Origin of the sequence: Afipia broomeae ATCC 49717 (assembly GCF_000314675.2) — a bacterium.
GTDB lineage: Bacteria > Pseudomonadota > Alphaproteobacteria > Rhizobiales > Xanthobacteraceae > Afipia > Afipia broomeae.
In genome coordinates this window covers 64103-88889 of the sequence record NZ_KB375282.1, presented here as the reverse complement: position 1 = coordinate 88889, position 24787 = coordinate 64103, and the positions used below count along the sequence as shown (strand labels likewise).

27 protein-coding genes and 1 tRNA gene are annotated in these 24787 nt (G+C 59.6%); 14 read left to right on the top strand and 14 right to left on the bottom strand.

All coding sequences use genetic code 11. The features are described 5' to 3' along the window. The first annotated feature begins 41 nt into the window (after positions 1-41). Positions 42-848, top strand: coding sequence for an SDR family NAD(P)-dependent oxidoreductase (locus tag HMPREF9695_RS00430; RefSeq protein WP_006018782.1), 807 nt, complete (start codon positions 42-44; stop codon positions 846-848). A gap of 46 nt (positions 849-894) precedes the next feature. Here the strand turns inward: HMPREF9695_RS00430 and HMPREF9695_RS00425 are convergent, their stop codons facing one another. The 4 genes from HMPREF9695_RS00425 to HMPREF9695_RS00410 all read right to left on the bottom strand — a co-directional run bounded on the left by HMPREF9695_RS00425 (position 895) and on the right by HMPREF9695_RS00410 (position 3435). Then, a complete protein-coding gene (locus tag HMPREF9695_RS00425; protein WP_006018781.1) occupies positions 895-1617 on the bottom strand; it encodes an LrgB family protein in 723 nt (240 codons plus the stop codon). Beyond that, the gene (locus tag HMPREF9695_RS00420) at positions 1614-2000 is read right to left on the bottom strand and encodes a CidA/LrgA family protein (protein WP_006018780.1); all 387 of its coding nucleotides are present in this window, start codon (positions 1998-2000) and stop codon (positions 1614-1616) included. The genes HMPREF9695_RS00425 and HMPREF9695_RS00420 overlap by 4 nt, the downstream gene beginning before the upstream one ends. A gap of 81 nt (positions 2001-2081) precedes the next feature. Beyond that, positions 2082-2876 carry an LssY C-terminal domain-containing protein gene (locus HMPREF9695_RS00415; RefSeq protein WP_208856372.1) on the bottom strand — a complete coding sequence of 265 codons (795 nt, stop codon included), beginning with the start codon at positions 2874-2876 and terminating at the stop codon, positions 2082-2084. 73 nt (positions 2877-2949) lie between these two features. Then, entirely contained in the window at positions 2950-3435 is a 486-nt protein-coding gene (locus HMPREF9695_RS00410; protein ID WP_006018778.1) for a hypothetical protein, read from the bottom strand. A gap of 189 nt (positions 3436-3624) precedes the next feature. On the opposite strand from HMPREF9695_RS00410, the gene HMPREF9695_RS00405 reads away from it, so the two are divergent. Together HMPREF9695_RS00405 and HMPREF9695_RS00400 are read left to right on the top strand one after the other, a co-directional pair. Further along, complete coding sequence (locus HMPREF9695_RS00405; protein WP_006018777.1) at positions 3625-3909, top strand: PsiF family protein; 285 nt, start codon at positions 3625-3627, stop codon at positions 3907-3909. 153 nt (positions 3910-4062) lie between these two features. Then, positions 4063-5154 (top strand): AbrB family transcriptional regulator, encoded by a 1092-nt coding sequence (locus HMPREF9695_RS00400; RefSeq protein ID WP_006018776.1) that lies wholly within the window; start codon positions 4063-4065, stop codon positions 5152-5154. A gap of 16 nt (positions 5155-5170) precedes the next feature. Here HMPREF9695_RS00400 and HMPREF9695_RS00395 read toward each other — a convergent pair whose 3' ends face one another. Continuing rightward, positions 5171-5671 (bottom strand): disulfide bond formation protein B, encoded by a 501-nt coding sequence (locus HMPREF9695_RS00395; protein WP_041710937.1) that lies wholly within the window; start codon positions 5669-5671, stop codon positions 5171-5173. A 179-nt stretch (positions 5672-5850) separates the two neighbouring features. Between HMPREF9695_RS00395 and HMPREF9695_RS00390 the strand changes: the two genes are divergently transcribed. Together HMPREF9695_RS00390 and HMPREF9695_RS00385 are read left to right on the top strand one after the other, a co-directional pair. Next, positions 5851-5935, top strand: a tRNA-Leu gene (locus tag HMPREF9695_RS00390). Positions 5936-6146: 211 nt separating this feature from the next. Then, a complete protein-coding gene (locus HMPREF9695_RS00385) occupies positions 6147-7517 on the top strand; it encodes a tyrosine-type recombinase/integrase (RefSeq protein ID WP_006018774.1) in 1371 nt (456 codons plus the stop codon). 445 nt (positions 7518-7962) lie between these two features. On the opposite strand, the gene HMPREF9695_RS00380 is transcribed toward HMPREF9695_RS00385, so the two are convergent. Both HMPREF9695_RS00380 and HMPREF9695_RS00375 read right to left on the bottom strand, forming a co-directional pair. Continuing rightward, on the bottom strand, positions 7963-8844 hold the full coding sequence (locus tag HMPREF9695_RS00380; protein WP_006018773.1) for an ImmA/IrrE family metallo-endopeptidase: 882 nt from the start codon (positions 8842-8844) through the stop codon (positions 7963-7965). A 10-nt stretch (positions 8845-8854) separates the two neighbouring features. After that, positions 8855-9169, bottom strand: a complete 315-nt coding sequence (locus HMPREF9695_RS00375) for a helix-turn-helix domain-containing protein (RefSeq protein WP_013500416.1) — start codon at positions 9167-9169, stop codon at positions 8855-8857. Between the two features lie 134 nt (positions 9170-9303). On the opposite strand from HMPREF9695_RS00375, the gene HMPREF9695_RS00370 reads away from it, so the two are divergent. Genes HMPREF9695_RS00370 through HMPREF9695_RS00355 form a run of 4 tightly spaced genes read left to right on the top strand, consistent with a single transcriptional unit; the run spans position 9304 to position 12223 of the window. Then, the gene (locus HMPREF9695_RS00370; RefSeq protein WP_006018771.1) at positions 9304-9528 is read left to right on the top strand and encodes a DUF2188 domain-containing protein; all 225 of its coding nucleotides are present in this window, start codon (positions 9304-9306) and stop codon (positions 9526-9528) included. Positions 9529-9533: 5 nt separating this feature from the next. Continuing rightward, a complete protein-coding gene (locus HMPREF9695_RS00365) occupies positions 9534-10550 on the top strand; it encodes a CBASS cGAMP-activated phospholipase (protein WP_006018770.1) in 1017 nt (338 codons plus the stop codon). Beyond that, positions 10547-11746, top strand: a complete 1200-nt coding sequence (locus HMPREF9695_RS00360; RefSeq protein WP_006018769.1) for a nucleotidyltransferase domain-containing protein — start codon at positions 10547-10549, stop codon at positions 11744-11746. Before HMPREF9695_RS00365 ends, HMPREF9695_RS00360 begins: the two co-directional genes overlap by 4 nt. A 45-nt stretch (positions 11747-11791) precedes the next feature. Beyond that, on the top strand, positions 11792-12223 hold the full coding sequence (locus tag HMPREF9695_RS00355) for a type II CBASS E2 protein (protein ID WP_006018768.1): 432 nt from the start codon (positions 11792-11794) through the stop codon (positions 12221-12223). Positions 12224-12536: 313 nt separating this feature from the next. Here HMPREF9695_RS00355 and HMPREF9695_RS26200 read toward each other — a convergent pair whose 3' ends face one another. From HMPREF9695_RS26200 to HMPREF9695_RS00325, 7 genes are all read right to left on the bottom strand, one after another. Beyond that, the gene (locus HMPREF9695_RS26200) at positions 12537-12605 is read right to left on the bottom strand and encodes a DUF2274 domain-containing protein (RefSeq protein WP_244438006.1); all 69 of its coding nucleotides are present in this window, start codon (positions 12603-12605) and stop codon (positions 12537-12539) included. Positions 12606-12681: 76 nt separating this feature from the next. Beyond that, positions 12682-13863, bottom strand: coding sequence for an NAD(P)/FAD-dependent oxidoreductase (locus tag HMPREF9695_RS00350; protein WP_006018767.1), 1182 nt, complete (start codon positions 13861-13863; stop codon positions 12682-12684). 146 nt (positions 13864-14009) lie between these two features. Then, entirely contained in the window at positions 14010-14510 is a 501-nt protein-coding gene (locus HMPREF9695_RS00345) for an aromatic-ring-hydroxylating dioxygenase subunit beta (protein WP_006018766.1), read from the bottom strand. A 9-nt stretch (positions 14511-14519) separates the two neighbouring features. Then, the gene (locus tag HMPREF9695_RS00340; RefSeq protein ID WP_237863165.1) at positions 14520-15854 is read right to left on the bottom strand and encodes an aromatic ring-hydroxylating oxygenase subunit alpha; all 1335 of its coding nucleotides are present in this window, start codon (positions 15852-15854) and stop codon (positions 14520-14522) included. Between the two features lie 184 nt (positions 15855-16038). After that, positions 16039-16380 carry a non-heme iron oxygenase ferredoxin subunit gene (locus tag HMPREF9695_RS00335; RefSeq protein ID WP_006018764.1) on the bottom strand — a complete coding sequence of 114 codons (342 nt, stop codon included), beginning with the start codon at positions 16378-16380 and terminating at the stop codon, positions 16039-16041. Between the two features lie 35 nt (positions 16381-16415). Beyond that, positions 16416-17096 (bottom strand): glutathione S-transferase N-terminal domain-containing protein, encoded by a 681-nt coding sequence (locus HMPREF9695_RS00330; protein WP_006018763.1) that lies wholly within the window; start codon positions 17094-17096, stop codon positions 16416-16418. Positions 17097-17108: 12 nt separating this feature from the next. Beyond that, a complete protein-coding gene (locus HMPREF9695_RS00325; RefSeq protein WP_006018762.1) occupies positions 17109-18761 on the bottom strand; it encodes an FAD-binding oxidoreductase in 1653 nt (550 codons plus the stop codon). 359 nt (positions 18762-19120) lie between these two features. Between HMPREF9695_RS00325 and HMPREF9695_RS00320 the strand changes: the two genes are divergently transcribed. Genes HMPREF9695_RS00320 through HMPREF9695_RS00300 form a run of 5 tightly spaced genes read left to right on the top strand, consistent with a single transcriptional unit; the run spans position 19121 to position 24766 of the window. Continuing rightward, on the top strand, positions 19121-20089 hold the full coding sequence (locus tag HMPREF9695_RS00320) for an ABC transporter permease (RefSeq protein ID WP_230551318.1): 969 nt from the start codon (positions 19121-19123) through the stop codon (positions 20087-20089). 4 nt (positions 20090-20093) lie between these two features. Further along, positions 20094-20996: an ABC transporter permease gene (locus HMPREF9695_RS00315; protein ID WP_006018760.1), complete on the top strand. Its 903-nt coding sequence runs from the start codon at positions 20094-20096 to the stop codon at positions 20994-20996. Between the two features lie 33 nt (positions 20997-21029). Next, positions 21030-22727 (top strand): ABC transporter substrate-binding protein, encoded by a 1698-nt coding sequence (locus HMPREF9695_RS00310; RefSeq protein WP_006018759.1) that lies wholly within the window; start codon positions 21030-21032, stop codon positions 22725-22727. Positions 22728-22787: 60 nt separating this feature from the next. After that, the gene (locus tag HMPREF9695_RS00305) at positions 22788-23729 is read left to right on the top strand and encodes an ABC transporter ATP-binding protein (RefSeq protein WP_237863167.1); all 942 of its coding nucleotides are present in this window, start codon (positions 22788-22790) and stop codon (positions 23727-23729) included. Continuing rightward, positions 23726-24766, top strand: a complete 1041-nt coding sequence (locus HMPREF9695_RS00300) for an ABC transporter ATP-binding protein (RefSeq protein ID WP_006018757.1) — start codon at positions 23726-23728, stop codon at positions 24764-24766. The genes HMPREF9695_RS00305 and HMPREF9695_RS00300 overlap by 4 nt, the downstream gene beginning before the upstream one ends. The last annotated feature ends 21 nt before the right edge of the window (positions 24767-24787 follow it).

The window sequence follows — 24787 nt, the reverse complement described above, 5'->3', positions numbered from 1 at the left end:
CGGCCTTCCGCCGGAGACAGCAGCAAACTATGGACACGACAATGGCACATCAGAACAAGGGTACGGCTCTCGTAACAGGTTCCTCCTCAGGCATCGGCGCGATCTATGCGGACCGCCTCGCTCGGCGTGGCTACGACCTCATCCTGGTCGCGCGCGACAAGGCGAAGCTCGACACGCTCGCAGCCAAACTCGCCAAGGCCACCGGCCGCAGGGTCGAGGTTTTGCCTGCTGACCTCAATGCGAAGGCCGACTTGCGCCGCGTGGAGGAGCGCCTGAAAACCGACCGGAGCATTACTGCACTGATCAACAATGCCGGCATCGGCTCCGCCGGACCACTGCTGACCTCGGATGTCGATCAGATGGATGCGATGATCCAGCTCAACGTCGTGGCGCTGACCCGTCTGGCGCTTGCCGCCGCCCCGGCTTTCGTCGCCCGCAAGAACGGGCTCATCATCAACATCGCATCGATCGTGGCGCTCGATACCGATGTGCTCAACGGCACCTACAGCGGCACCAAGGCTTATGTCGTCAATTTCACCCAGGCGCTGCACAAGGAATTCAAGGACAGCGGCGTTCGGGTTCAGGCTGTGTTGCCGGGCGCGACCGCAACGAATTTCTGGGATGTTGCAGGCGTACCGGTCGCCCACCTGCCGCAGGGCATCGTGATGCAGGCGGACGAAATGGTCGATGCTTCGCTGGTTGGCCTCGACATTGGCGAACTCATCACCATCCCGTCACTGCCTGATGTGAAGGAATGGGAAAACTACGATGCCGCCAGAAAGGCGCTCACGCCGAAGCTGTCACGGGCGCAGGCTGCCGATCGCTATAAGAAAAAAAGCGCAGCATAACTTCCGCTCGAACGAACAAGGCCCTCGCCCAGCGGCGGGGGCTTTTTCAGCGCAGCAACAGCGTGGCTGCGACCGGCACCAGCAGCGACGTCACCAGTGCGTTCAGTCCCATCGCGATGCCGGCGAATGTGCCTGCCACTTCGTCGACCTGAAACGCACGCGCGGTGCCGATCCCGTGCGAGGCGAGCCCCGCCGCGAAACCCCGCGCGCGGAAGTCGGTGATTCCCAGCCGGTTCATCGTCGGGGTCACCACGATCGCGCCCATGATGCCGGTGAGGACGGTTGCGACCGCCGTGATGGCGGGATTGGCGCCCAGCGTTTCGCTGATGCCCATGGCGACACCCGCGGTCACCGATTTCGGCGCCAGCGACAGCACGATCTCACGCGGCAAGCCGGCCGCTTCCGCGAACAGCACCACCGACACGATGGCGGTGATGCAGCCCACGACGAGCGCCATCAGCATCGGGATAATCGCCGACATCACGGTCTTGCGGTTTTCATAAAGCGGCACAGCGAGCGCGACGGTCGCGGGACCGAGCAGGAAATGCACGAACTGCGCGCCGCTGAAATAGGTCGTGTAGCTGGTCCCGGTCAGGTGAAGGAACAAGCCGACGATCCAGATCGAGTGCAGCACGGGGTTCATCAGCGGGTTGCGATGGCTCGCGAGCGAGGCCGCGTCGGCGATTGCGTAGACCGCCAGAGTCACGGTCAGCCACAGCAGCGGCGTCTGCGACAGATACACCCACAGCGAAAACGGATTGCCGCTCATGACGCGCCGCGTCCCCGGCGCATCAGCCGACTGGTAATCAGGAACGTGCCGACGGTGACAACCAGAGTCACCAGGACCGACGCGGCCAGGATCACGAAGATTGCAAGACCGTGGTGCGCGAGCAGATCGAGCTGCTGCACCACGCCGACGCCTGCCGGGACGAACAGCAGCGACAGATGCGCCAGCATGCCTTTCGCGGCCCCCTCCACCGCGTTGTCGCGCAGCGGCCCTCGCGCCAGGATCGGAAAACGATCGCGCGTAATCAGCACCACAAACAGAAGTGCCAGGCCCACCACCGGCCCCGGCACAGGCACCCGCAATCCGCGGACGATCACCTCACCGATCAACTGACAGATCAGAATGACACTCAGGCTGGCGATCATGGGCGGCTCCGGCGCGGATACGCTGCATAACACGCGAGACGGCTCGCCGCTGTCAATCGCGCCACATGCATGGACGCACCGTCACTGCTGCGAGCGCCGATAAAGGTCGGCAATGTTCTTCCAGATCGTATCCTTGAGTGCGTTCGCGACCGGTCCTGCCAGAACGACTGGAGGCCTGTGGCGCTTAATGCAGCCTTCGACCAGCCGCAGCACCCAGACCTCGCCGTCGGTGTAGTAAAGATCGCCCTCGCCATTACGACCGCGCAGTGTGGGACCTACACCGGCCACGGTGTAGCGCGCCTCGATCATCCCGGCGGCCTGCAGATCGGTTTCGATCAACTGCCGCTCCGCATCGACATCGGGCGCGATGTGATGGGTGATCGCGCCGGTATAGTGACTGAACCCGACACTGCGGTCGAATGTCACCGCGCCGAGCCAGACCGGGCGCTTCTCTTCGCCGTCCTTGAGCACCATCCACAAACGGATGTGATGGCGCTGGTCGGCGCTCTTGCCGACCGGCTTCTCGAAAGCGAGATCTTCGCGGCGGCCATCGTAAAACAGCGGACTGACCGGCGCGTCGGGATAGGGCCTGTCGAGCAATACACTGCCCGATATTTCCAGCGAGGAGCGCAATGTCACCGGATCGGCTGGAAACCATCCTGCTTCGCGCATGGCGCAGAGGATGTCATTCGACGATCCGACCAGCCCGACATTGATCGGATCGGCGGGAATGCCCTGCGCGGTGACTGTCACCATCGGCAGGCCATCGAGTTTCCTCTGATGTTCGTAGTGCCGCCAGAACGACGGCAGCAGCAGATAAGCGATCACGCCGTAGGCGACGAGAATAACGGCGAGCGCCATGAGCACCCGCTTCATACGGCGCGACGGTGGCCGCGGCGCTGGACCGGCCGGACTCACAGCCGGCCGGTCCATGACCGTTCAGCCAATCTCAGCCCTTCAGCCGCTTGGTGCATTCGCTGTAATAGCCGCCGCCCTTCTGAATCCACTTCAGCCCGCCGTTAGCATTGGTGGCCTTGTTGGCGTTATATTGGTCGACGCAGGTGTGCATGCGCGCCTTGCCAGCGGTCTCGCTGGAATACTTCGGCGCAACGGCGGTCGGGAAGACTGCGGGTCCTGCCGGGGCGGCGGGAGCAGCAGCGGGAGCCGCGGCAGCCTTCGGTGCTTCCTTCGGCGCTGCGGCCGCCTTTGGAGCCTCCTTGGGAGGCGCTGTTGTCGCGGCCGCAGGCGTCGCGTCGGCGCCGCACTGGGCCTTCCGGAAGTCGTTCCACTTCTGGTCGCCAAGGGTGCCCGCGGCCTTCGCAGCCTGATACTTGGCGCTGCATTCCTGGGCGGTCAGGGCCTGCGCCGGCATGGCCGCGAAGGTCGCCGCACCAGCCAGCAGCGCCGCACACAACAGATTGGCTCGGATTGTCATCGAACTCTCCTGAATGAGGGATCTCGAAAGCGACACATCCTAGCCCACGCCGATTTGCATTCAACGCGCTGCCACGCCCGGCGATCAAAAAATAATGAACGTCGAAGGGCATTCTGCGCTGCGGCGTTCACGAGCGGTTCATCCTCGCGGGCCAAGGCTCGCGCCCATCTGAAACGCGAGACATCACCCATGATCACCCTCCCTTCACGTATCCTTGCCACCACCGTCGCCTCGCTGATGCTGGCCGGTGCCGCCTTCGCGCAAACCCCGACGCCTGCAGCTCCGGCTGCGCCTGCAACCAAGGCGGAGCCGGCCAAAACCGCGCCAGCCAAGATGGCGGCTCCCAAGGAGAAAGCGGAACGAACCGCCGCCTCCCTCGAATGCTCGAAACAGGCCGACGCCAAGGGACTGCACGGCAAGGAGCGCAAGAAATTCCGCTCCGAGTGCAAGAAGACTGCGGGCAAACCGAACTAATCCAACGACGCAAGGCGAGTCAGCTTTCGGCTGGCTCGCCTTCGATCTTTCATCAAGCCGCGCATGGAGAGTGCCTGAGCCATGCTCGCACTCATTTGCGGTGTAACGCTGGATTTGTGATAACGGCGTTTCCGTTCCTCAAATCCCGCAGCAATGACGCCTGTCCCTCAAAAGCTGTCGCGAATTTTTCGCAGCGTCACTCCGCGCGACATCCTCCATACTTTTGAAACGCTCCTGATCGGCCTGGCCGGAGGAGCCTTGTTTCGATGGTTGGAATTGCCCGGCGGGTTGATCTCGGGCGCGATGATCGCAGTGGGTGCCGCCGCGATCGCAGGGCGTCCGATGGGCCTGCCGCCGCTGATGGCGCATATCATCCTGATGACGCTCGGCTTGTCGCTGGGCTCGATGGTGTCGCCGCAAATGCTGACCAACATGGCGGGCTATCCGCTCAGCATCGCCATCCTTGCCGCGTCGACCTTCTGCGCCACGTTCGGCAGCAGCTTCTATCTGCAGCACGTCCACAAATGGGACCGCACATCCGCCCTGCTCGCGGGCAGCCCCGGCGCGCTGTCGCAGATCATCATGCTCGCCAACGAGCAGCGTGCCGATGTCGCCGGCATCGCGGTGGTGCAGACCATGCGCGTGATCGTTCTGACCGCGGCGCTGCCGCTGATCCTCGCGGCATCCGGGCTGGCGCAGCACGGCGGCTCCGCGATACACACAGCGCCCGCAACGCCGCTTGCGCTCGCCGTCCTCGCCGCGGCATGCGTGGCGACATCGCTGCTGCTGCGTCTCGTGAGGTTTCCGGCGAGCTGGATGTTCGGCGCCATGCTCGGCTCCAGCCTCCTGCACGGCACCGGATCGATCGAAGGCGGCTTGCCAAGCTGGGCCTACGCCGCCGCACTGATCGGGATCGGAGCGCTGATCGGCACGCGATTTGCAAAAATTTCGGCACGCACGTTGCTGAGCTACATGGCCGCGGCGATCGGATCGTTCGCGGTGGCGATCGTCATTTCAGCGATTTTCATCGCGATCGCGGCGCTGACCACGCATGCGCGGTTCGGCGACATCGTGGTCTCCTTCGCGCCGGGCGCGATGGACGCCATGCTGGCGCTGGCTCTGACGCTGCACATCGATCCGATTTTCGTCGGCGCACATCATCTGTCGCGATTCGTTTTCGTCTCGGTGGCGACACCGGGCATCGTTCATCTGTTCGGACGCCCGCAGGTCGATGCGGATGACTAGGGCATGATCCCAGAGTCTATCGCGCCTTGGCAGCACCCCACGCGGCCAGCGCCGCCATGGCAAGCGAGATCAGCACGTTGTAGCCTGCCAGCGACAGCCCGAGAAAACGCCACTGCACCTCGTCGCAGCGGATCACCTTCACCTTGTTCAGGCTATCCAGCAGGTTTCCGGTGTTGCCGAAATCGACGATCGGCCCGCTGCAATCGGTCGGCCCCTGCCAGAACCCCCATTCGACGCCGGCGTGATAGATGCCGAGACCGGCATTGGCGAGCAGTGCGAGGGCGAGAATGACAAGACCCGCACCGAGCAAACGCCGGGAGACACCCTGCGAGGCGCCAAACGCAACAAGGGCCGCCAGCGGAATGGCGAGGTAATAGGCATAACGCTGTTCGAGGCACAGCGGACAGGGCCGGATGTCGAGCACCAGTTCGAAGAACCACGCACCGGCGATGGTCGCAGCGGCAATCGCCGCAATGCCCGCACTGGCGACAAATATTGCGTCACGCGGGCGGTTCATGTGTCCTGATGCCGTCGTTGTGCCGTTTGACACGTCAAATCTCCTGTCCGGCGTGGGTCCTAGCTTGCCCGCCGTCTGCTGTCGACGCCTGGCGCGATCACAGGCGGTTGACCGCACCCGCGCGCGAGCTATATTCCGCCCGCTTCAAGACCCCTCGCCTTCCGGCGACGGTCCTGTTGGCCCCTGTGGCGGAATTGGTAGACGCGCTCGACTCAAAATCGAGTTCCGCAAGGAGTGCTGGTTCGATTCCGGCCAGGGGCACCAACCAGGCTGTTCAAGCCCGTTCCGAAACGTCCGCAACCGTCCGCACCGTGCTCGGAAAGCCTTGAAAAATAGGCACTTCCGCGTACGTTCTAGTTCGTCACCGTTTGTTCTCCTCCGATCCCAGCCGCCCGATTTGCTGGTATTTTTGCTGGTATCGGGAGAACAAACGTTCACGGCGACTTTCGCTTTGCCGAATGAAGGAATTGAGCCGATGGGCGGCAAGAACGACGGCGCGTGCGCCAATCCCAAGCAGATTAAGACCGACGTCGACTGCCGCGCCGCCCGACCGAAATTCGACAATGGCGCGTGGAGTCCCGCTAAGATTTCCGACGTGACCGGCGGCTGGCTCTATCTCTTCGTCACGCCGGACGTGAGCAGGCCCGGCAACGCTGCCTCCAAGCTCTGGCGGATGGACTACCGTTTCCACGGCCGCCAGAAAACCTACTCCATCGGCCCCTACGGCAACGGCAGGGATGGCACGTTCTCGCTCGCAGACGCGCGGCGCGAGCGCGACAAGGCCAAAGACCTGCTCAAGGAAGGCAAAGACCCGAGCATCGAGAAGCAGCTCGACAAGCACAAGCAGGCCGCCGCCCGGCCTTTCGCGCAATGGGCCGATGAGTGGCTCGCCAAGAAGAAGGTGGAGAAAGTCAAGCGCGGCAGGATCGTCGCAGTGCGCGACCCCAAGACCGTCGAGGTGCTCGAGCTGCGCGTCGGCTACGTCAAGGCTCGCTTCGGCAAGCTGTGCAGGCAGGACATCAAGCGTCCCGACGTGCTCGCTTTCATGCGTTCATATGAAGCAGAGGGAAGGCTGGAAACCCGGGACCGAGTGCGCAGCATCGGCGAGCAGATCTGCGACTATGCCGACGTCGAAGGCGACGGCTACAATCCATTCCGCAACCTGAATGGACAGATGATTGCCAACATTTCGACGCCGCGTCCCGGTGTCACCGAACCACGCGACGTCACGCGCGTCTTCAAACTTATCAGCGCACCGTGGACGAGAGCGAGATTTGGTGACGTCGTTGGCCTTGCCTTGCGCTTCAATGCGCTGACCATTCCCCGCCCCGGCATGGTCAATGAAATGGAATGGGGCGAGGTCGATTGGGATGCCAAACGCTGGACTGTTCCAGCTCCCAAGATGAAGACCGGTTGGGACCATGTTGTGCCCTTGTCACGACAGGCACTCGCGATCCTGCGTAGCGTCCAGAAGCTGACCGGCCATCGCCGGTACGCGTTTTCCTGCTCGAAGGACGCGCCGCTATCAAACAATACGCTCAACAAGCGCTTGCGGCTGCTTGGCATTGATACCAAGACTGATCATTGTGCCCACGGATTCCGGACCACGTTCTCGACTCTATCTCACCACGAAGAGATCAAGGACGCCAAGGCATGGGATGGCGATGTCGTCGAGCTGCAGCTCGCACATCTCGATAACTCTACTGTGGAAGGTCTCTACAAGAAGCACGGACCCCTCGCGCTGATCGGCTCGCGCACGAAGCTGATGCAGCATTGGGCTGATCGGATCGACCACTGGCTCGATCCCAAGAAGGTGATGCCGATCAAGGGAGGCGCGCAGGCTTGAGTCGCCTATCATCAGGCCTGTTAAGTTGCCCAATTCAACCCGTCGCAAAGCTCATGTGATAATCGTCGACGCTTGTGCATCTCGTGCTGGAAGGATCGATTTCGCATCCGTTGCATCGCGTTGCGCTTGTCCGCCTGAGATAACCGCAACAGCCGTTGTCGCCTAGATCCAATGCTTTGCCGTGGCTTCGAACGGCCGGATACAATGGAGAAGCAGTGCGACGGAGAGAGTGTCAGTCAGCCCCCGCTGAAAGATAAAGCATTTTCGACCTTCCTGGACTACGGCCACGTCCGAAATATCATCTCCGGCAGCCGAAATTACCGGAAGGGTCATAATACTGTTTCGAAGAGGGGATGGTTGCGGGGGGTGCAACACCCGTATTAGTTCGAGGGCAATCCCACGGCCCGCAGCATGGCCCTGCTAATCGGCCCAATGTCGGATGTGGCTACCGGCCATAAGCGAAGCGGGGTGTCCAGCTTCGCTCCAATTCAGCATCCTCATCCTCCTCATCGAGAGGGGCTTCGGGCAGCCCCTCGCTGGTCAACACGGTCAAGGTGTAGCCGTATTTGCCAAGGCCGATGATCTCTTCATCAAGAGTGATCCGACCCGGGCCGTCGAACCATGTCGCCAAGTCGGTTTCACCAACGGCGCGTTCGGCGCGAAGGACATTCGCCGCATCCGCGTTGAACCTCTGCGTCGCTCCGTCGGGCAAAGGAGCGCCTTTTCGCAAGAACGCTAGCTTGCCGAGATTCTTGAAAGACTCCGAGGTAAACGCATATGCGATCTCGTTGCCCTTGCTGACGATGATCGCCATCGGATAGCTGCCGCACTCCGCGGCCCGAATCGCGGCAGCCGTGATCGAACAATGGGCCTTCTCAGCCAGCTTGAGAATGCCGTCGAGGCCGATCTGATAATTGGAGAGCAGGTTGCGTGTGAGATTGGACGGCAAGAGAAGGCCGCTGGCGAAGTGGTCAGCCTCCAGCTCGATCGACGTATTCTGTGTAAAATTGGCGCGGGACATGTGCGCGCCGCCGGCCTTGATAATCTCCTCGGGATGGCCCGGCAGGAACCAATGCCCCAGCTCATGGCCAATGGAGAAATTCTCGAAGCCTTCGTTGCCGTGCTCGGTGGAGTAGATGATGGTGGCCGAATCACCGGCGAAGATGATCGCGCCGGACACGCCCGTCACTTCGGCTGGTTTCGCCTGGATGACAATATCCCTGGCCTTGGCGATCTCTCGAGGTCTAACTGGAAACTGATTGAAGCCAAATTCCTCAGCGACCTTTTCGCCGTGCTGGGTTGCCATCTTCAACCGAAAGCCCGCCATGTTTCGCCCCCTATTTCTTGTCCTTAATCATTGTGTCGATGATGTTCTGAATAAAAAGTCGATCTTTTGCGCTCAGCTTGTCTTCGTCGCGAAAGGCGGTCGTCGCGGCTTGCGCCCCGAGTAGGTAGTCGGCCGAGACCTTCAGCGCCTTCGCGAGCGCTCGCACGTTGTCGAACGACGGCTTGCGGCGCCCAGCCTCAAAATGGGCGATGGCCGAAGGTTGCATGCCGGCTTCCCTGGCCAGTTCGGATTGGCTTAGCTCCCGCGTTTCGCGCGTTTTGCGCAGGCGAGAGGCGAAGTCTTTTGGTGCGCTTGACTCGGCCATGACAGATCGTATAGAGTTCCATGTCTAGATCGTCGACAGCCCCGCGGGGCTATTTCTTCGGCTCAGGCTATGACAGAGCGTATAGCTACTTATTACGATTTGCGAATCAGGTCAAGGAATCAGGAGTTGTGAGCATGGCAGGCAAGAATCAGCATGTCGTTCCGCACGGTGACGAATGGGCCGTGCGTGGCGAAAGGAATGAGAGGGCAACCTCGATCCATCCGACCCAGGGAGATGCCGAACGGGCTGCACGGGAGATCGCGATCAACCAGCAGAGCGAAGTCGTCATTCATCGGCCGGACGGTCGGATTCGCGACAAGAATTCCTACGGGCACGATCCCTATCCTCCGAAGGGCTAAGCGACATGACGCAGGTTGCAGTTCCTTCAGATAAACCGCCGATTCGTCGAATTCTCTCGATTGACGGCGGCGGCATCATGGGAACGCAGCCGGCGTCCTTTCTTACGTCTCTGGAAGAGGATCTCGACCGGCCCATCGGAGAGTATTTCGATCTGATCGCAGGAACGTCCACGGGCGGCATTCTGGCGATCGGATTGGCGATGGGTCTTCCCGCGCGTGATCTCCTTGACCTCTATGTCCGTCGCGGCCCACACATTTTTGGACAGTCGGGCGGCGCTCTGGCGAGCTTCGCCGGCGACGCGTGGCGTCGCCTCAAGCACATCGTCACCCCGAAGCATGACGCTGATCTGCTGCGGAGCGAACTCTCTACAGTTCTCGGCAGCAGGCGCATTGGGGATGCGAGAACGCGACTGGTGATTCCCGCATGGGATGCCGACCATCGCGGTGTCTATATTTTCAAGACAGCGCATCATCCCCGCCTCAAGACCGATTACAAGCGCCTCGCCGTCGATGCCGCGATGGCGACGGCCGCCGCGCCCACCTACTACAAGCGCCACCGGACCGCCGAGGATGTCGGTCTGCTCGACGGCGGCGTATGGGCCAACAACCCGATCGCGTTGGCGGTGGTCGAGGCCGTCACTTTGCTCGACTGGCCGGCCAGCAGTCTGCGAGTGCTGAGCCTGGGCTGCGTCAACGAGGTCTACATGATCGGCGAGGCGCCTGGTTGGGGCGGTCTCGCAAAGGATGTGACCCGCCTGTTCATGGACGGCCAGTCGCATGGCGCGCTTGGTATGGCGAAGTTGCTTACCGGCCATCAATACGAACGTGAGGCGATTTTCCGGTGCTGCCCGGATGTGCCGAAGGATTTCTTCAATCTCGATGACACGCGCAAGATCGCGCAACTCAAAGGCATGGGCGCCTCATCAGCTCGTAAGGAGCGTCCTCGCATTGAACCCGTTTTTCTGACGGAAACTGCCGAATCGTTCAAACCTATCTACACCGTGAAAGGAATTGAGCCATGAATCAGATGTTCACGGCGCCTCCCCAGACGCATCTGCTTTTGCGCAAAGCCGAGGTTTACTCGCTCCTCGATCAGATTTGCCAAGCGCTGGAGTTGACCGCTGCTCAGCTTGAGGCTGCGCGGACGAGCTACGAGGCTGTCGCGGAATGGCTCTCCGGGTCGGACAACCCTCTTCTGAAGTGGATCGATATTTATGCTCACGGCTCGACCGGCCTCGGCACGACGGTCAAACCGATCGGGCGCGAAGATTTCGACGTCGATCTCATCTGCAAGGTGCTGCGCTTTACCGCTGACCGGCCACCGGCAGAGTTGAAACGCATTGTCGGCGATCGCCTGAAGGAGAACGCGCGCTACGCTGCCATGCTCGAAGAGAAGAAGCGCTGCTGGCGCTTGAACTACGCACGCGAATATCATCTCGACATCTCGCCGACGATCAACAATGCCAAATGCGCCAACGGCGGCGAATTGGTTCCCGACAAGAAGCTGCGGGAATTCAAACCGACGAATCCGAAAGGCTACAAGGCGCTCTTTGAACGCAGGGCAGCCCTAATCCCCACCTTGCGGATGCAAAAGGCTCTCGCTGCCGAGGACCGTGCGGCCGTCGAGCCCTTCCCTGTGCATGGCACCGCCAAAGGCATCCTGCGGCGGACGGTGCAGATCCTCAAGCGGCATCGTGATGTGCATTTCCTGGAAGTCGTCGAGGAGATCGCACCGATCTCCATCATCATCACCACGCTCGCGGCACAGTCGTATGAGTATTGCGTCAAGAGCTTTGTTTTCGATTCCGAACTTGACGTTCTGATCGCGACCATTCGGTTGATGCCACACTTCATCGATAAGCCGGTCGTCAATGGTCGGCGGATCTATGTGGTGGCCAACGAAACCACGGTCGGCGAGAACTTCGCCGAGCGCTGGAATACTGAGCCGGCTCGCGCCGCCGCCTTCTACGAGTGGCATGCGAAGGCACTGGCGGACTTCGAGGCCCTTCCGGATTTGCAGGGCATCGACGTTATCGGCAAGAGCTTGGAAGGAAGCCTCGGGAGTTCGGTCGTTCGCAAAGTTATCGATGCTCGCACCGACAGCATTTCGCAGGCACGCACGGCCAAGAAGCTCTACGTCGCGCCGACGGTCGGGCTCACGCTGTCCAGCGCGGCCAATGCGACGCCGGTTCGCTCCAACACGTTCTTCGGTGACTAGGTGTTTTCGCGTGACCGCCCAGACCTGACGCCCGCGCAGCAGTTTATGTTTCTGCGCGCCAATCCCATCTGTACGGGGACAGGCCGGCTGCACGCGACTGGCTTTATTTGGGATTATCGTGACAGGCCGACGCCCCTTAGCCGTGAATACTCCATGCGCATTACATTTCAGCGGGGCGAAACACCAAGCGTCTTCGTCACGGACCCCGAGCTTTCGGCTTTGGCGGGTGAGCGGCCCCTGCCGCACGTCTATCATGATCCCCTGCGCCTGTGCCTCACGTTGCCAGGAACGCGCGAGTGGACCGGCACGATGCGGATCGATCAGACATTCGTACCCTGGGCCACAACGTGGCTTTACTATTTCGAGGACTGGCTGATCTCCGACGACTGGAAGGGCGGCGGCAAGCACCCCGATCCGACGGATAACGAGCGTTATGGTCGACGGGTGCGTCGCGCGACGCGGCAACCGAGGATCTGACGGCTATATTACAATACATGCGGCGTCCCCTTCTGCTTTGATGCTATCTACCTTAACTGACAACTTCCTCTCGCCTTCCGGCCCCTTATCCGCCGCCATGACGCACTTGAACATCGGCGGGACCAGCTTAGCCGGATCGGGAAGGCGCGGCTGCGAACGCGGTCCCGGCTAGAGCTTCGGAATAGGCAACGAAAACTGCGCATGGCGCGGGCCCAAACCGGCTTTACTATTCGGCCTATTGGAGAGCCGACAATGGGAACCCCGCTCTGACTCTTTCCTGAGGATGCTCTCCGAGGGCTACCCTTCGGCTCGCTTAGCGAAATGACGCACTCGGCGAGCCTTCAAAAAAGCTTCTGTCCGTCGCCATGAACCGCGCCAACATAGGCGCAATGAGTTTGGTCGAAGCCAAGCATATCGCTCGGTATCTCGGTTCTCATGATGAACACGTAATAGGAGCGCTATCTGGCGGCTCTATTGAGCAGTTTCTCTGGAATGATTCCGTCATGAAGCAAGGCACGCTTTAGCATCGAAATATCACGGCCGTTGTTCACCGCGATTGCGCCGGCAATTTTATCGTGACTATCGAGGAAGATTGCCGTCCAATTGTTCGTTTCAGGATCGTCCAGCACGACACTGCGGTCAGCATTTTGCAGCACTCCTAACGACTGAATGTTGTGTCCAAACTGGTCCGACCATAGCCACGGCGGCTCCGCATAATGCGAGTCAATCCCTGCCATGGATTTCGCCGCGACCAGCGATTGGCCCGAGGCCACCTTCCAGGACTCAAGTCGCTGACGAAACGCGCCGCCTAAGACGGGGTGTGACGTCACCTCTCCCGCAGCGAAGATCGCCGGATCAGATGTCTGGCAGCGATCATCCACGACAATACCATCATCGACGTCCAGCCCCGCGTCCGATGCAAGTTGGGTGTTGGGTTGAACCCCGATCCCGACAACGACTGCGTCGACATCTGCGAATGCATTCCAGCGCAATCGCAACGAACCATCATCCTGATGATGAATTGAATCGATCTTTGAGCCAAATTCGAACTGGACTCCGTTCAGGCGATGCAATTTCTCAGCCCAACGGCTCAGGATAGCAGGCATGCCGCGAGATAGTATCCGATCCGTCATCTCAAACAGAAAAACCTCGCAGGCCATCGCTCGAGCGGCGGCAGCAACCTCTAACCCAATGAACCCGCCGCCGATCACAGCAATTCGACGCGATTCCCGAAGCACGGATTTCAAGCGAACCGCGTCTTCAAGCGTTCGCAGATAGAGAATTTTCGAGCTTTGCCCGACGCTATCCGGCAATTTTCTCGCCCGCGATCCGGTCGCGAGGAGTAGCCGATCGTAAGCATAAGCATTTCCGCAAGCGGTTAGAATTTCGGAGCGGTTTCGATCGATCTGCGTCGCGGTTTGTCCGGGATGATACGAAATACCGTTCTCATGATAGGTCTCCGCGTTTGCCAGATAGCGCGGTGCGCCCTCGCCAAGGACTTCTTTGGACAGCGGCGGGCGATCATACGGCAGGCCGAGTTCGTCTCCGAGAATATCGATCTTGGCTTGTGGCGCCAACTCGCGAAGATGCACGGCGGCTGTGTGCCCCGCGAGGCCTGCTCCGACAATCACAAAACGCATTTTAGCGCTCCCTGTAGGGGAAGGGCACATTCGGCGCGCCCGTCCTCCTTATCCGCCGTTGACAGGCGCCGAGCACTCTCACATTCAATACCTTCAGCCGAAGGCTAGTTGGCAGATTCTGCTGATATTCATCTGCGACGCACTTGCTAGACGCTGTAGAAATCGAGCGCAGTGGCCATTTGATCGTTCGTAAGGGAAATCTTTTTGAATCCGATCAGCCAAGCCTCTCCAAGACGGCGCAGCCGAAATTCAAGGCGTCCGAAGTTGGTATGGCTTTTACAAGCGCGCGGATCGTACGTATGAACCGTGAAGCAGGCATTTCCCTCGATCGAATCCGTCGAGGCCGCATCGACCATGATGTTCGTATAGGAATGAACCGTGCGCGGAAGCGGCATCGCCGTGATGGACTTTCGCGACTGTATCCTGTCAATTCGGTCACTCAGCCCATATGAGTTCTCATGATATATCATTGAAAGCTCGCGGTTCGGATTGGACGTCGTCTCGTACTCGTCCTTCCAGGCCGGCACCCAGAAAATCGCATCGTCAGCGTAGAGCTTGACCCAATCGCGGAATTTCTTCTGATCCAGAAGTCTTGCCTCCGTGAAGAGAACGCGAGTAGCAATCTTCAGGTAATCATCCTCTGACATGTCGCTAACCTAGCCTTCCGAGGGATCACGAGTCATAAGGCGCAGCCATTCCCGGTAACCGGAATGAAAGCATGTCTCATCGCCGAACAGGGGCGCTCCATAGGTCCACCGATCAGGTGAAACCTGCAATTCGGAAGAGTAGTTGAGTGCCTCGCCGGACTTCGGCCTCAAGCCTCGCGCATACCCCTGCGTAGGACCAGCGAAACGAGCTCCGTAGCCGGTCTGGCAAAGCTCGTACATGACGTTGTCGTCGGACGTCGCAAGACCGCTCGGATTGAAGAAATCCTCATACAGACGGATGCGAACGCGGCGCGCCTCGTCACTTTCACCAACTGGGGCAAGACAGTGAGACGTAATCTCCGTCTTGTCCGGAGCCAATGGCCGCCACGTCCGCAACTGCAGCGTGCCGATATCAACGATCTGCAGGTTAGGATAAATCGTGAGATTGCGCTGACGAAACATCCACTTGAGCTTGTCTTCCCGAGTCTGCCCCTGAACCGTCGACAGAAGTTTGCCATCCTGATTGAGAGGGCGGAGCTTATAAACCCTTGACGCATGAATGGACCACATCATCGCGTGCCCCCTCGCCAGGCTGAAGCTTCCTTGCGCGTCGGGGTCGGTCTCTGTCGGATTCCACGGCTTTACTTCTAGCGGTCCTCTCCGCACTTCACGCTTCTTGAGAACGTCGATATACGAACTGTGCGTTGAAGCGAAGTGGTAATAATCAAGCCCGTTCTCGAACTGAAGCTTCCAATTGGCGTCGAACGTGTAGCTTACGTTTCCGTCAACGAACTCCAGCCCTTCGATGCCCTGATCGACAACGAGATCGATAAACGCGCGCGCGTCACCAAGATGCTCCTCTAGCGTCGGCACGTCGGGCGACACGCTTGCAAACAGAAGCCCTCGATAGCTTGCAATCTTGGGAACAGGCTTGAGGCCATGATCATCCGCAAGAAAGGACGGCGGATACTGGCCATCCTTCTCATCGGTCATCGAAACATTCTTGCCGGCACTATCGTACGACCACCCATGATAGCGACAAACATGGAATTTCTGATTGCCCTTCTTAAAGGGGCAAACGATCGCCCCGCGGTGGCGACAGGTGTTAAAGAAGCATCGAATTTCTCCAGTCCCGTCCTTTGTAATCAGGACGGGGTGGCGCCCGATGTACGTCGTCACGAAGTCATTCGGCTTGCGTAACTGACTTTCCAGCCCGACGAAAACCCAAGTCCCCTCGAAAACGTGAGTAAGTTCGCGCTCAAAAATATCCTGGTCGGTGAACACCGTCCGATCTACCCGAAATATTCCGTCATCGGGTCGATCGTCCAGCAGCTTCGAAACCATTTCGGGTGTGATTGGCCCACCTCTGACACCACCGTCGCTCGGCCTCACAGGGCTGGGTACTTCCGACCTGAAGCTGGTCAATTCGACCTCCTCTATTTTTCTTGTAGCAAAGCGGAGCGGCTATTTCGGACGAGATGGGGGCGTCACACAAAATGGCGACATCGTCGCCCCCCTTGCCGTTAAGTTAGGTTGACGCGTCGGGATTAGACGGTGCCGAGGTGACATCGATTTCCACAGCATCACCGGCGACACGAACAGGATAGGTTGCCAGGGCCGTTTCTGCTGGTGAGGTCAACGCCGCGCCCGTTCGAACATCGAAGCGGGCGCCATGAAGCGGGCACTCGATCTCGTAACCATCGAGCCAACCGTCGGACAGAAGTGCATAGGCATGAGTACAAACGTCAGACGTGGCAAAATACTCTTCGCCGCAGCGGTAGAGCGCAACTTTGCATCCGTTGATATTGAGCTGCTGAATGCTGTCATCCGACACATCTTTCGTAAGAGCGGCTTTTACCCAGTTAGTCATTCGAGTCGACGCTCGCTTTTGGATTGTTGCGAACTTCAGTTCTTTCCGAACATATTCTTCCAGGCCTCGGTGCCCGGCTTCGCTTCCCATTGTTTGCTGTCGGACAACGTATTTATGCCCGCCCTAACCCCCGGACGGTCTTTGATCGCCTGGTACCATCGATCAATGTTCGGGTACTCCGACAAGTCACGTCGATGCAGCTTTCGCGTGCGAACCCAAGGGAATGTGCTGATGTCAGCGATGGAATACTCGCCGGCGAGATATTCAAATTCGCCAAGGCGCTTCTCGAGAATGTTGTATATTCGACCAACTTCCCGATCATAACGTTCGATCGCGTAATCGATCTTCTCAGTCGCATACACCATGAAGTGGTGCGCTTGGCCCAGCATTGGACCCATCGTCGTATTCTGAAATACAAGCCACTTTAGCGTATCGTAGCGCTTTTCAGGATCCTGAGAGAGAAATCTACCGGACTTTTCCGCGAGATAGATAAGAACGACCGCGGATTCAAAAACTGCATATGGCTTGTTGTGCGGGCCATCGTGATCCACGATGGCCGGCACTTTGTTATTTGGATTGATCTTCAGAAATTCCGGATGAAACTGCTCACCTGCCGTTATATCAACCGGAACTACACGATACTCCAAGTCCAACTCTGCCAGCATTATGGCTGCTTTATACCCGTTCGGGGTTGGCCAGAAGTATAGATCAATCATCGCAGAGGACTCCTATCCGACGATCTTGAGCCCTGCTGGCTTGTCAACGATCAGCCCAGGGTTCAACATCCACTTCGGGTCCAGTTCGGTCTTGGCGGCTGCCAGCACACGGCGGAACAACGGATCGACTTCCTTGTCGTACCAAGGACGGAACGATTTTCCGACAGCATGGTGGTGCGTGATGGTTGCGCCGAGTTCGATTAGCGCGTCCGACGCAACGTCGTGGAGCATCTTATAGGCTTCAAGGCTGTTGGCGTGCGTCGAAGGAGCCATGATCGAATAGTAAGGAGCCGGGCCGTCCGGATACAGGAAGGAGAACCTGCGGCAGACGATGCCGCCGCCAAGATTTTCCTTCTGGGCCTTCCGGATGCGACGCATGATCTCGGTATCGACTTCTTCGAACCGATCCCAAGTGTAGGCAGTTTCGAACGTGAAGCTGACGATTCCCATCGCTGCGCGCGTATGCATCAACCGGGGCAGATATCTGAACTGGTGCCGCCAGTTACCCTGCGGCCCGCTACGGCTGGTCTCCAGCGCGTTGTCCGCAGTTCCCGCCTGTTGCTTCACGACGCCACCGAAGTCCTTGCAGATTTCGAGACTACGCTCCAGCCACGCGTCCACCGGATGGTCGGCGGATTCGAAGCCCAGCAACAGGACCGAATCGGTGCCGTCTCCAGCGCCGTAGAATTTGGCGTCCTGCTCGTCCAGATAGCGACAGTTCGCCGGGAACAGTCCTGCTTGGGTGATCTGACGGACGGCCTTGGCACCCTGATAGAACGTCTTGAAGGAGATCGACGCATTCGCACGGAATTTCACACGCCCCTGTAGACGCATCCATGCATCGGTGATGATGCCCAGCGAGCCCTCAGACCCGATGAACAGCCGATCCGGATTGGGTCCCGCACCCGAGCCTGGCAGGCGGCGGTTCTGGATCGTTCCCGCCGGGGTGACCACGCGCAGGCTTTCCACCATGTCGTCAATATGCGTGAGATGGGTCGCATAGTGACCGGACGAGCGGGTTGCGATCCAACCGCCCAGCGATGAGAATTCCCACGATTGCGGAATATGGCGCAAGGTGAGGCCATGCGGCTTCAGTTGTTCTTCCAGAGCCGGACCGAGAATGCCCGCCTGGATCCGCGCGCAGCGCGACACGGGGTCGACTTCGAGAATCTTGTTGAGGTTGCCCAAGTCGATTACGACGACCCCGGGAAAGGCGTCGCGCTCGGGACCCCAGAAGCCGCCGGTGACGCTCGATCCGCCGCCATACGGGATGCATGCATAACTATTTTCCCCGCACCAGTCGAAGATGGCAGCGATGTCTTCTTCGTCGCGCGGATAGGCCACGACGTCCGGAGCCTTCTTGAAATCGCGCCGGTAGATAAGGGTCATGTCCTTGAAACCCTTACCGTACGTATGAACAATTCTGTCCCATTTTTCCGAGGTACAGAAATCCTCCAGCGTTCGCGGGATCTTTATGCGCGACGCATAAAGTTCAATCTCGTCCAGAGTCGGGTCTGACAGAATTTCGATGTCTTTAATTCCAAGCCGCTGCTCCACGCGGTCTCGCATGGTTCGGATTTCGTCCTTGGAATTAGCTTCACCTTCATATCCCCACGACCAGAACTTCCTTCGCTGGCCGTAGTAGCCACTCTTTTCCTTCGCCACAGCGCTTCTCCTTCGAGATTTTCGACGTAAATCAACCATCCAGGTGCGCATGCGTTTTGGTAGACATCGCGATCTGGTTCGACCAAATTGGCATATCCAATTCGGTCGGTCAATGGTTCTCGGAGTAGATAAGCACCCCGGAGCTACGCCACCGCGACAACATTCGCCTTGACACCGCCGCCAAGAGCACGCTTGAATGGTATGACCAGATTGGATGTGCCAGATTGCAACTGATCTGCAAATAGAGAACTCACCTCATTTTTTGATGAGCGGGCGTTCAGCGGCCTTTTTCACATAGAGAGGGACAAGAGCGTGGTGCTGTCGGACCAAGCCAATCTGCATGGTGAGCGCGCCCTCCAATGGACCGCGTCATGCTGAGATATCTAATTCGTCGCCTTGTCGCCCTTGTGCCGACGTTCCTGTTAGCGAGCGTTATTGTGTTCTCGGCCATTCGCCTGATACCGGGAAACACGATCGACATGATGATGTCGCAGAACGACATCTCGGCCAGCGTCCAGACCCGCGAAGATCTTATCAAGGCACTCGGGCTCGATCAGCCGGTCCTTGTACAATATTGGCACTGGATCAGCTCGATTGTGTTCCACGGAGATTTCGGTCGCTCGCTTTGGACGGGAGATAGCGTCACCCGCCTCGTCGCCGAGCGCATGCCGATTACTCTGTATCTAGGCGTGCTGGCCATGATATTCGCGCTCTTGATCGCGCTGCCCGTCGGGATCATCTCGGCGATCCGGCAAAACAAGCCGGTCGATTATCTCGGCCGTGTCTTTGCCATCACGGCCCTGTCCGTCCCGCCTTTTTGGCTCGGGACATTAGTGGTGGTCGTGCCGGCGATGCTCTGGGGGATCGCTCCGACCGTGCAATATGTTCGGCTGACCGACGATCCCCTCCTTAGCCTCCGCCAGATGGTGCCGCCCGCCATCGTCCTCGGCATCGCCTTGTCGGGAGTGACGATGCGGATGACCCGCACCATGGTCCTCGAAGTCATGCGCCAGGATTATGTCCGTACAGCTTGGAGCAAGGGTCTCGACGAGCGGACGGTCGTCCTGCGCCATGTCCTCAAAAACGCGCTTCTGCCGGTCATAACCATCGTCGGGTTGCAGTTGCCCCTGCTGATCGGTGGCGCGGTCGTGATTGAGCAGATCTTCGTGATCTCCGGTATGGGCCAACTACTCCTGATGGCGGTGTCGCAGCGGGACTATCCGGTCATTACGGGCATCTTTCTTCTCGTGGGCGTCGGCGTAATGACGATCAACCTGCTCGTCGACATCAGCTACGCCCTCCTAGATCCCAAGATTCGTCAGGGCTGAACGCATGACTATCGAGTCACCTCTGAAGATCGAAACAGGTCCCGGGCGAGGCGCTTGGGCAGCACCCGTCAGGACTTTCTTCAGTCGCCTTTTTAAGCAGGATATCCTCGGAACGGTTTGCGCCGGCCTTCTCGCCGCGATCGTGGTCTGCGCACTCTTGGCACCTTGGATCGCACCGTACGACTTCGACGCGATCGACCTTACATCGCTGATGCAAGGGCCGTCCTGGTCGCACCACCTCGGCACAGACGAACTCGGACGCGACATCCTCAGCCGCATCATCTATGGAGCCCGTACTTCCGTTATCGTCTGTATCACCGCCGCGCTGCTATCGCTCGCCCTATCGGTCACGCTCGGGGTTCTGTCCGGGTATTTCGGCGGACGTCTCGATGCCCTGGTTCAGCGGTTCGTCGATACCTGGCAGAGCTTTCCCGACCTAATCGTGCTGATCGCGGGCGTCGCGGTTCTCGGCCCCGGGATCGTGCAGATCATCGCCCTCCTCGGCATCCTCTACGGCGTTGCCGGTTCGCGCATCGTACGCGGCGCGGTCCTGTCGGCGCGCGAGCAACTGTACGTGCAGGCGGGCCATTCCTTCGGCGCCGGTAACTGGCACATTATTCTCCGGCACATCCTGCCGACGATCGCCGCGCCCCTCATCGTGCTTTACACCACGCGCCTCGGCGGCGTGATCCTGGCCGAATCGAGTCTCAGCTTCCTTGGTCTTGGTGTGCCACCGCCCGCACCCGCGTGGGGCCGTATGCTGAGCGATGCCCGCCCTTACATGTTCGAGAACGTCTGGATGGTCGCGGCCCCTGGCCTCGCGATAACTCTGATCGTTTTTTGCGTGAACATCTTCGGAGACTCTCTCCGCGATCTTCTCGATCCACGCGGAATAGTGCGCAATTGAGCGAAAAACCATAACACTAAGGAGGAGCAAGGAATGGTAGGCCGACATCTCGGAACTATGGCGGTTATCGCGCTCGGGACTGTGATTGCGACCCAAGCCGTGAGCGCCCAGGAACCCAAATACGGTGGCACGCTGACCATCGTTCCTTACTCCCCGGGGATTGCGGCGTTGTCGTGGGATCCCGCCGACTGGAACTGGAAGGTCTCTATCGATGCTGGGCCCTACATGGAGCAGTTGATGGTGGGCGATCTAAGCAAAGGCGTACGTGGCGGCGGGAAGAACAACTTTTTCAGCGAGGCCTGGCTCAGCGACGACGTGCTGCGCGGCGAACTCGCAGAGAGCTGGGAGGTCGTCGACAAACCGCTCTCGATCGTTATCAACCTGCGCAAGAACGTGAAATGGCAGGCCTGCAAAGGCATCATGGAAGCGCGCGACTTTACCGCCAAAGACGTCGTGTTCGCGTATAACCGTCTCGTCGCTAGTCCGAAGGCGAACAAAGTCTATTTTTCCTTCATCGACAGGGCCGAGGAGACGGGACCGCACCAGGTGACCTTCTTCCTGAAGGAGTACAACTCGGAGTGGAAGTACCGCCTCGGCTACGGCTATTACGCCGGCATCTATCCCAAAGAGATCACGGAGGCCCCTAACGGCGGTGCTGGCAACTGGCAGAATGCCTGCGGCACGGGTCCCTTCCGGTTGACGCGGTATGAGGCCGGGGCCTTCGGGGATTATCAGGCTAACAAGGAGTACTGGGACCGCGAGACGATCGACGGCAAACCTTACAAGATCCCATTCGTCGATAACCTTGTGATGCGGACGATCGGGGATTCACAGACACGCCTAGCCGCCTTCCGCACCGGCAAGATCGATGTCATGGCGAATATCAACTGGGACGAACTCAAGTCACTGGCGCCGATCCAAGATAAAATCAAAGTCATCGAACACCCCGACTATGCGGGTGAGGCACTGGCAATGCGGGTCGATGCACCACCCTTCGACAACCCGAAGGTGCGTCTCGCCTTGAATCTCGCGGTCGACCGGGCCGCCATCTCGAAGCAGATCTATGGCGGCCACGCCGACTTTCCGCACCTGCCGATGGACGAAACTTGGGAAGGCTATTTCACGCCGCCCGAAAAGATGCCGAACGATGCCCGGGAGGTTCTCCAGTACGATCCGGCCAAGGCCAAGAAGCTCCTCGCCGAAGCGGGTCTTGCGAATGGTTTCGAGTTCAAGGCACAGGTTCCGAGCTTCCCTGAGCAGCTAAAGAAAGCGCAGATTGTAGCCGGATATCTGTCGGCAATCGGCGTAAAGATGACCATCGAGCCAAAGGAGTATGGAGCGTTTCTCAGTCTGATGACCACCGGCAAGCACGGCCCCGGCTATTGGCATTTCGCAGGCATGAGCAATCCGACGGCCTCAATCGAGAAACTGTACCGGTCCTCTTCCGTCTGGAATTCGGCCCGCGTCAACGACCCGAAGGTCGATGCGGCACTCGACACCATCCAGCAGGAGAGGGACCCGGACAAGGTCAAGAAGGGCGTCGCCGCGCTCACCAATGAGATGACCGCGCGAGCGCCATTCCTGTTTCTGCCCAGGCCGCGCTCGTTCACGGTATGGTGGCCGTGGGTCAAGAATTACTATGGTGAGATTTCGGTCTCCGCTCGGCGTGATGCGCCGGTCTGGGCGCGCGCTTGGATCGATCAGGATCTAAAGAAGTCGATGGGCTTCTGATCGATGCACGGAACTTTGGAAATGTCGGGGCCCCCGATACTGGATGTACGCGGGCTCTGCGTGGGCATCTGGTCGGGCAAGACGGAGCTGAGTGCTGTCGCAGACGTTTCGTTCCGGGCCTATTCAGGCCAGGTCGTGGCGCTCGTAGGCGAAAGCGGCGCGGGCAAGAGCATCACCGCGATGTCGCTCACCCATCTACTGCCAATGCCACCGATCAAGATCACGGCCGGCGAAATACGCCTCTCCGGCCGTGATATGCAGACGCAGTCACCAAAACAGATCAGGGACATCCGAGGCAACGAGGTCGGCATCGTTTTCCAGGAGCCGATGACAGCGCTGAACCCAAGCCTGCGCATCTGGCGCCAGATCGCCGAGCCGCTGGTGCGTCATCGCCGGATGTCCTGGAGCGCCGCCAAAGCGCAGGCGATCTACCTTCTCAAGAAGGTCCGCATCCCGGATGCAGAGACCAAAGCCGAGGCCTATCCTCACCAGCTCAGTGGGGGTATGCGCCAGCGTGTCATGGTTGCTATCGCGATCTCCTGCGAGCCAAGACTCATCATCGCGGACGAGCCGACGACAGCACTCGACGTCACCGTGCAGGCGCAGATTTTGACGCTTCTCACTGACCTTACCCGCGGATTGGGCGGGGCGCTGCTTCTCATCACGCACGATCTCGGCGTCGTGGCGCGCTACGCCGACTGGGTCAACGTGATGTATGCCGGCCGCATCGTCGAGACAGCGGCGGCCGACGACCTCTATCGCGATGGGCGCCATCCTTATACGCACGCCCTCCTCGCCTCCGTGCCCAAGATCGTCGGTCCGATCGCTCATCGGCTCGAGTCGATCGCTGGGCAGCCACCCGCCCCCTCCGACGGAACCGGGGGCTGCGCCTTCGCACCGCGCTGCCCACGTCGGACCGAACGGTGCGACGAACGCCCTCCGCTTAGCGGCGACGAACGCACACGGAACGGCCATCTGTTCGCGTGCTGGAATCCGCTATGAACGACGTAGCAACGAATATTCTCGAGGTCTCGGACCTGTGCGTCGACTATGCAAGCACAACCTCTTTCGGCGTAACGGGCGCCCCCTCCGTTCGAGCTGTCAAGGGCATATCCCTCACACTCCAGCGCGGCGAAACTCTCTCGCTCGTCGGCGAAAGCGGTTGCGGCAAATCCACCACGGCCATGGCCATACTACAACTGACGCCGCCGAGCGGCGGCCGGGTCGTGTTCGACGGACGCGATATCACGGGCTTCAGTCATCGCCAGATGCGACCGCTAAGGCGTGAGATGCAGATCATCTACCAGGATCCGTTCGGGTCGCTAAATCCCCGCATGACAATCGCCGACCTGATCGCCGAACCGATGGCGATTCAGGGCGTCGGCAGATCGGGCCACGAGCGCCGCGCGAAGGCTGCCGAACTCCTAGATACGGTCGGAATGGGTACTCGCTTCCTCGACCGCTATCCGCACCAACTCAGCGGCGGCCAGCGTCAGCGGGTCGCCATCGCGCGCGCCCTGTCACTGCGTCCGAAACTGCTCATCTGTGATGAGCCGGTCTCAGCTCTCGACGTCTCAGTGCAGGCCCAGGTTCTGAACTTGTTTTCCGACCTCAAGGAGCAGTTCGGCTTGTCCTATCTGTTCATCTCGCACGACCTCGGCGTCGTCCGACACATGAGCGATCGGGTCGCAGTGATGTATCTCGGACGCATCGTCGAGATCGCGACGCGCGACGACCTCTACGGCGAACCGCTCCATCCCTACACGCGCATTCTTCTCGATGCGGTAGCGGTGCCGGACCCGCAAATCGAGCGCGCCCGCGATCACGTGCTCCTTCAGGGCGAGGTGCCGAGCGTCGCCACCCCCCCGCCCGGCTGTCCATTTCACCCTCGCTGTCAGTCCGCCATGCCGGTCTGCAGCCGCGAAATTCCGCCGCTGCGGTTGCACGGCAATCGGCAGATCGCCTGCCATCTGTATGATGAGACAGCAGCCAATAAGGCAATCGAAGCCGCGATGGACGGAAATGGCAATCCAAACTAGGACGTCAGAGCGGTCGCTTGT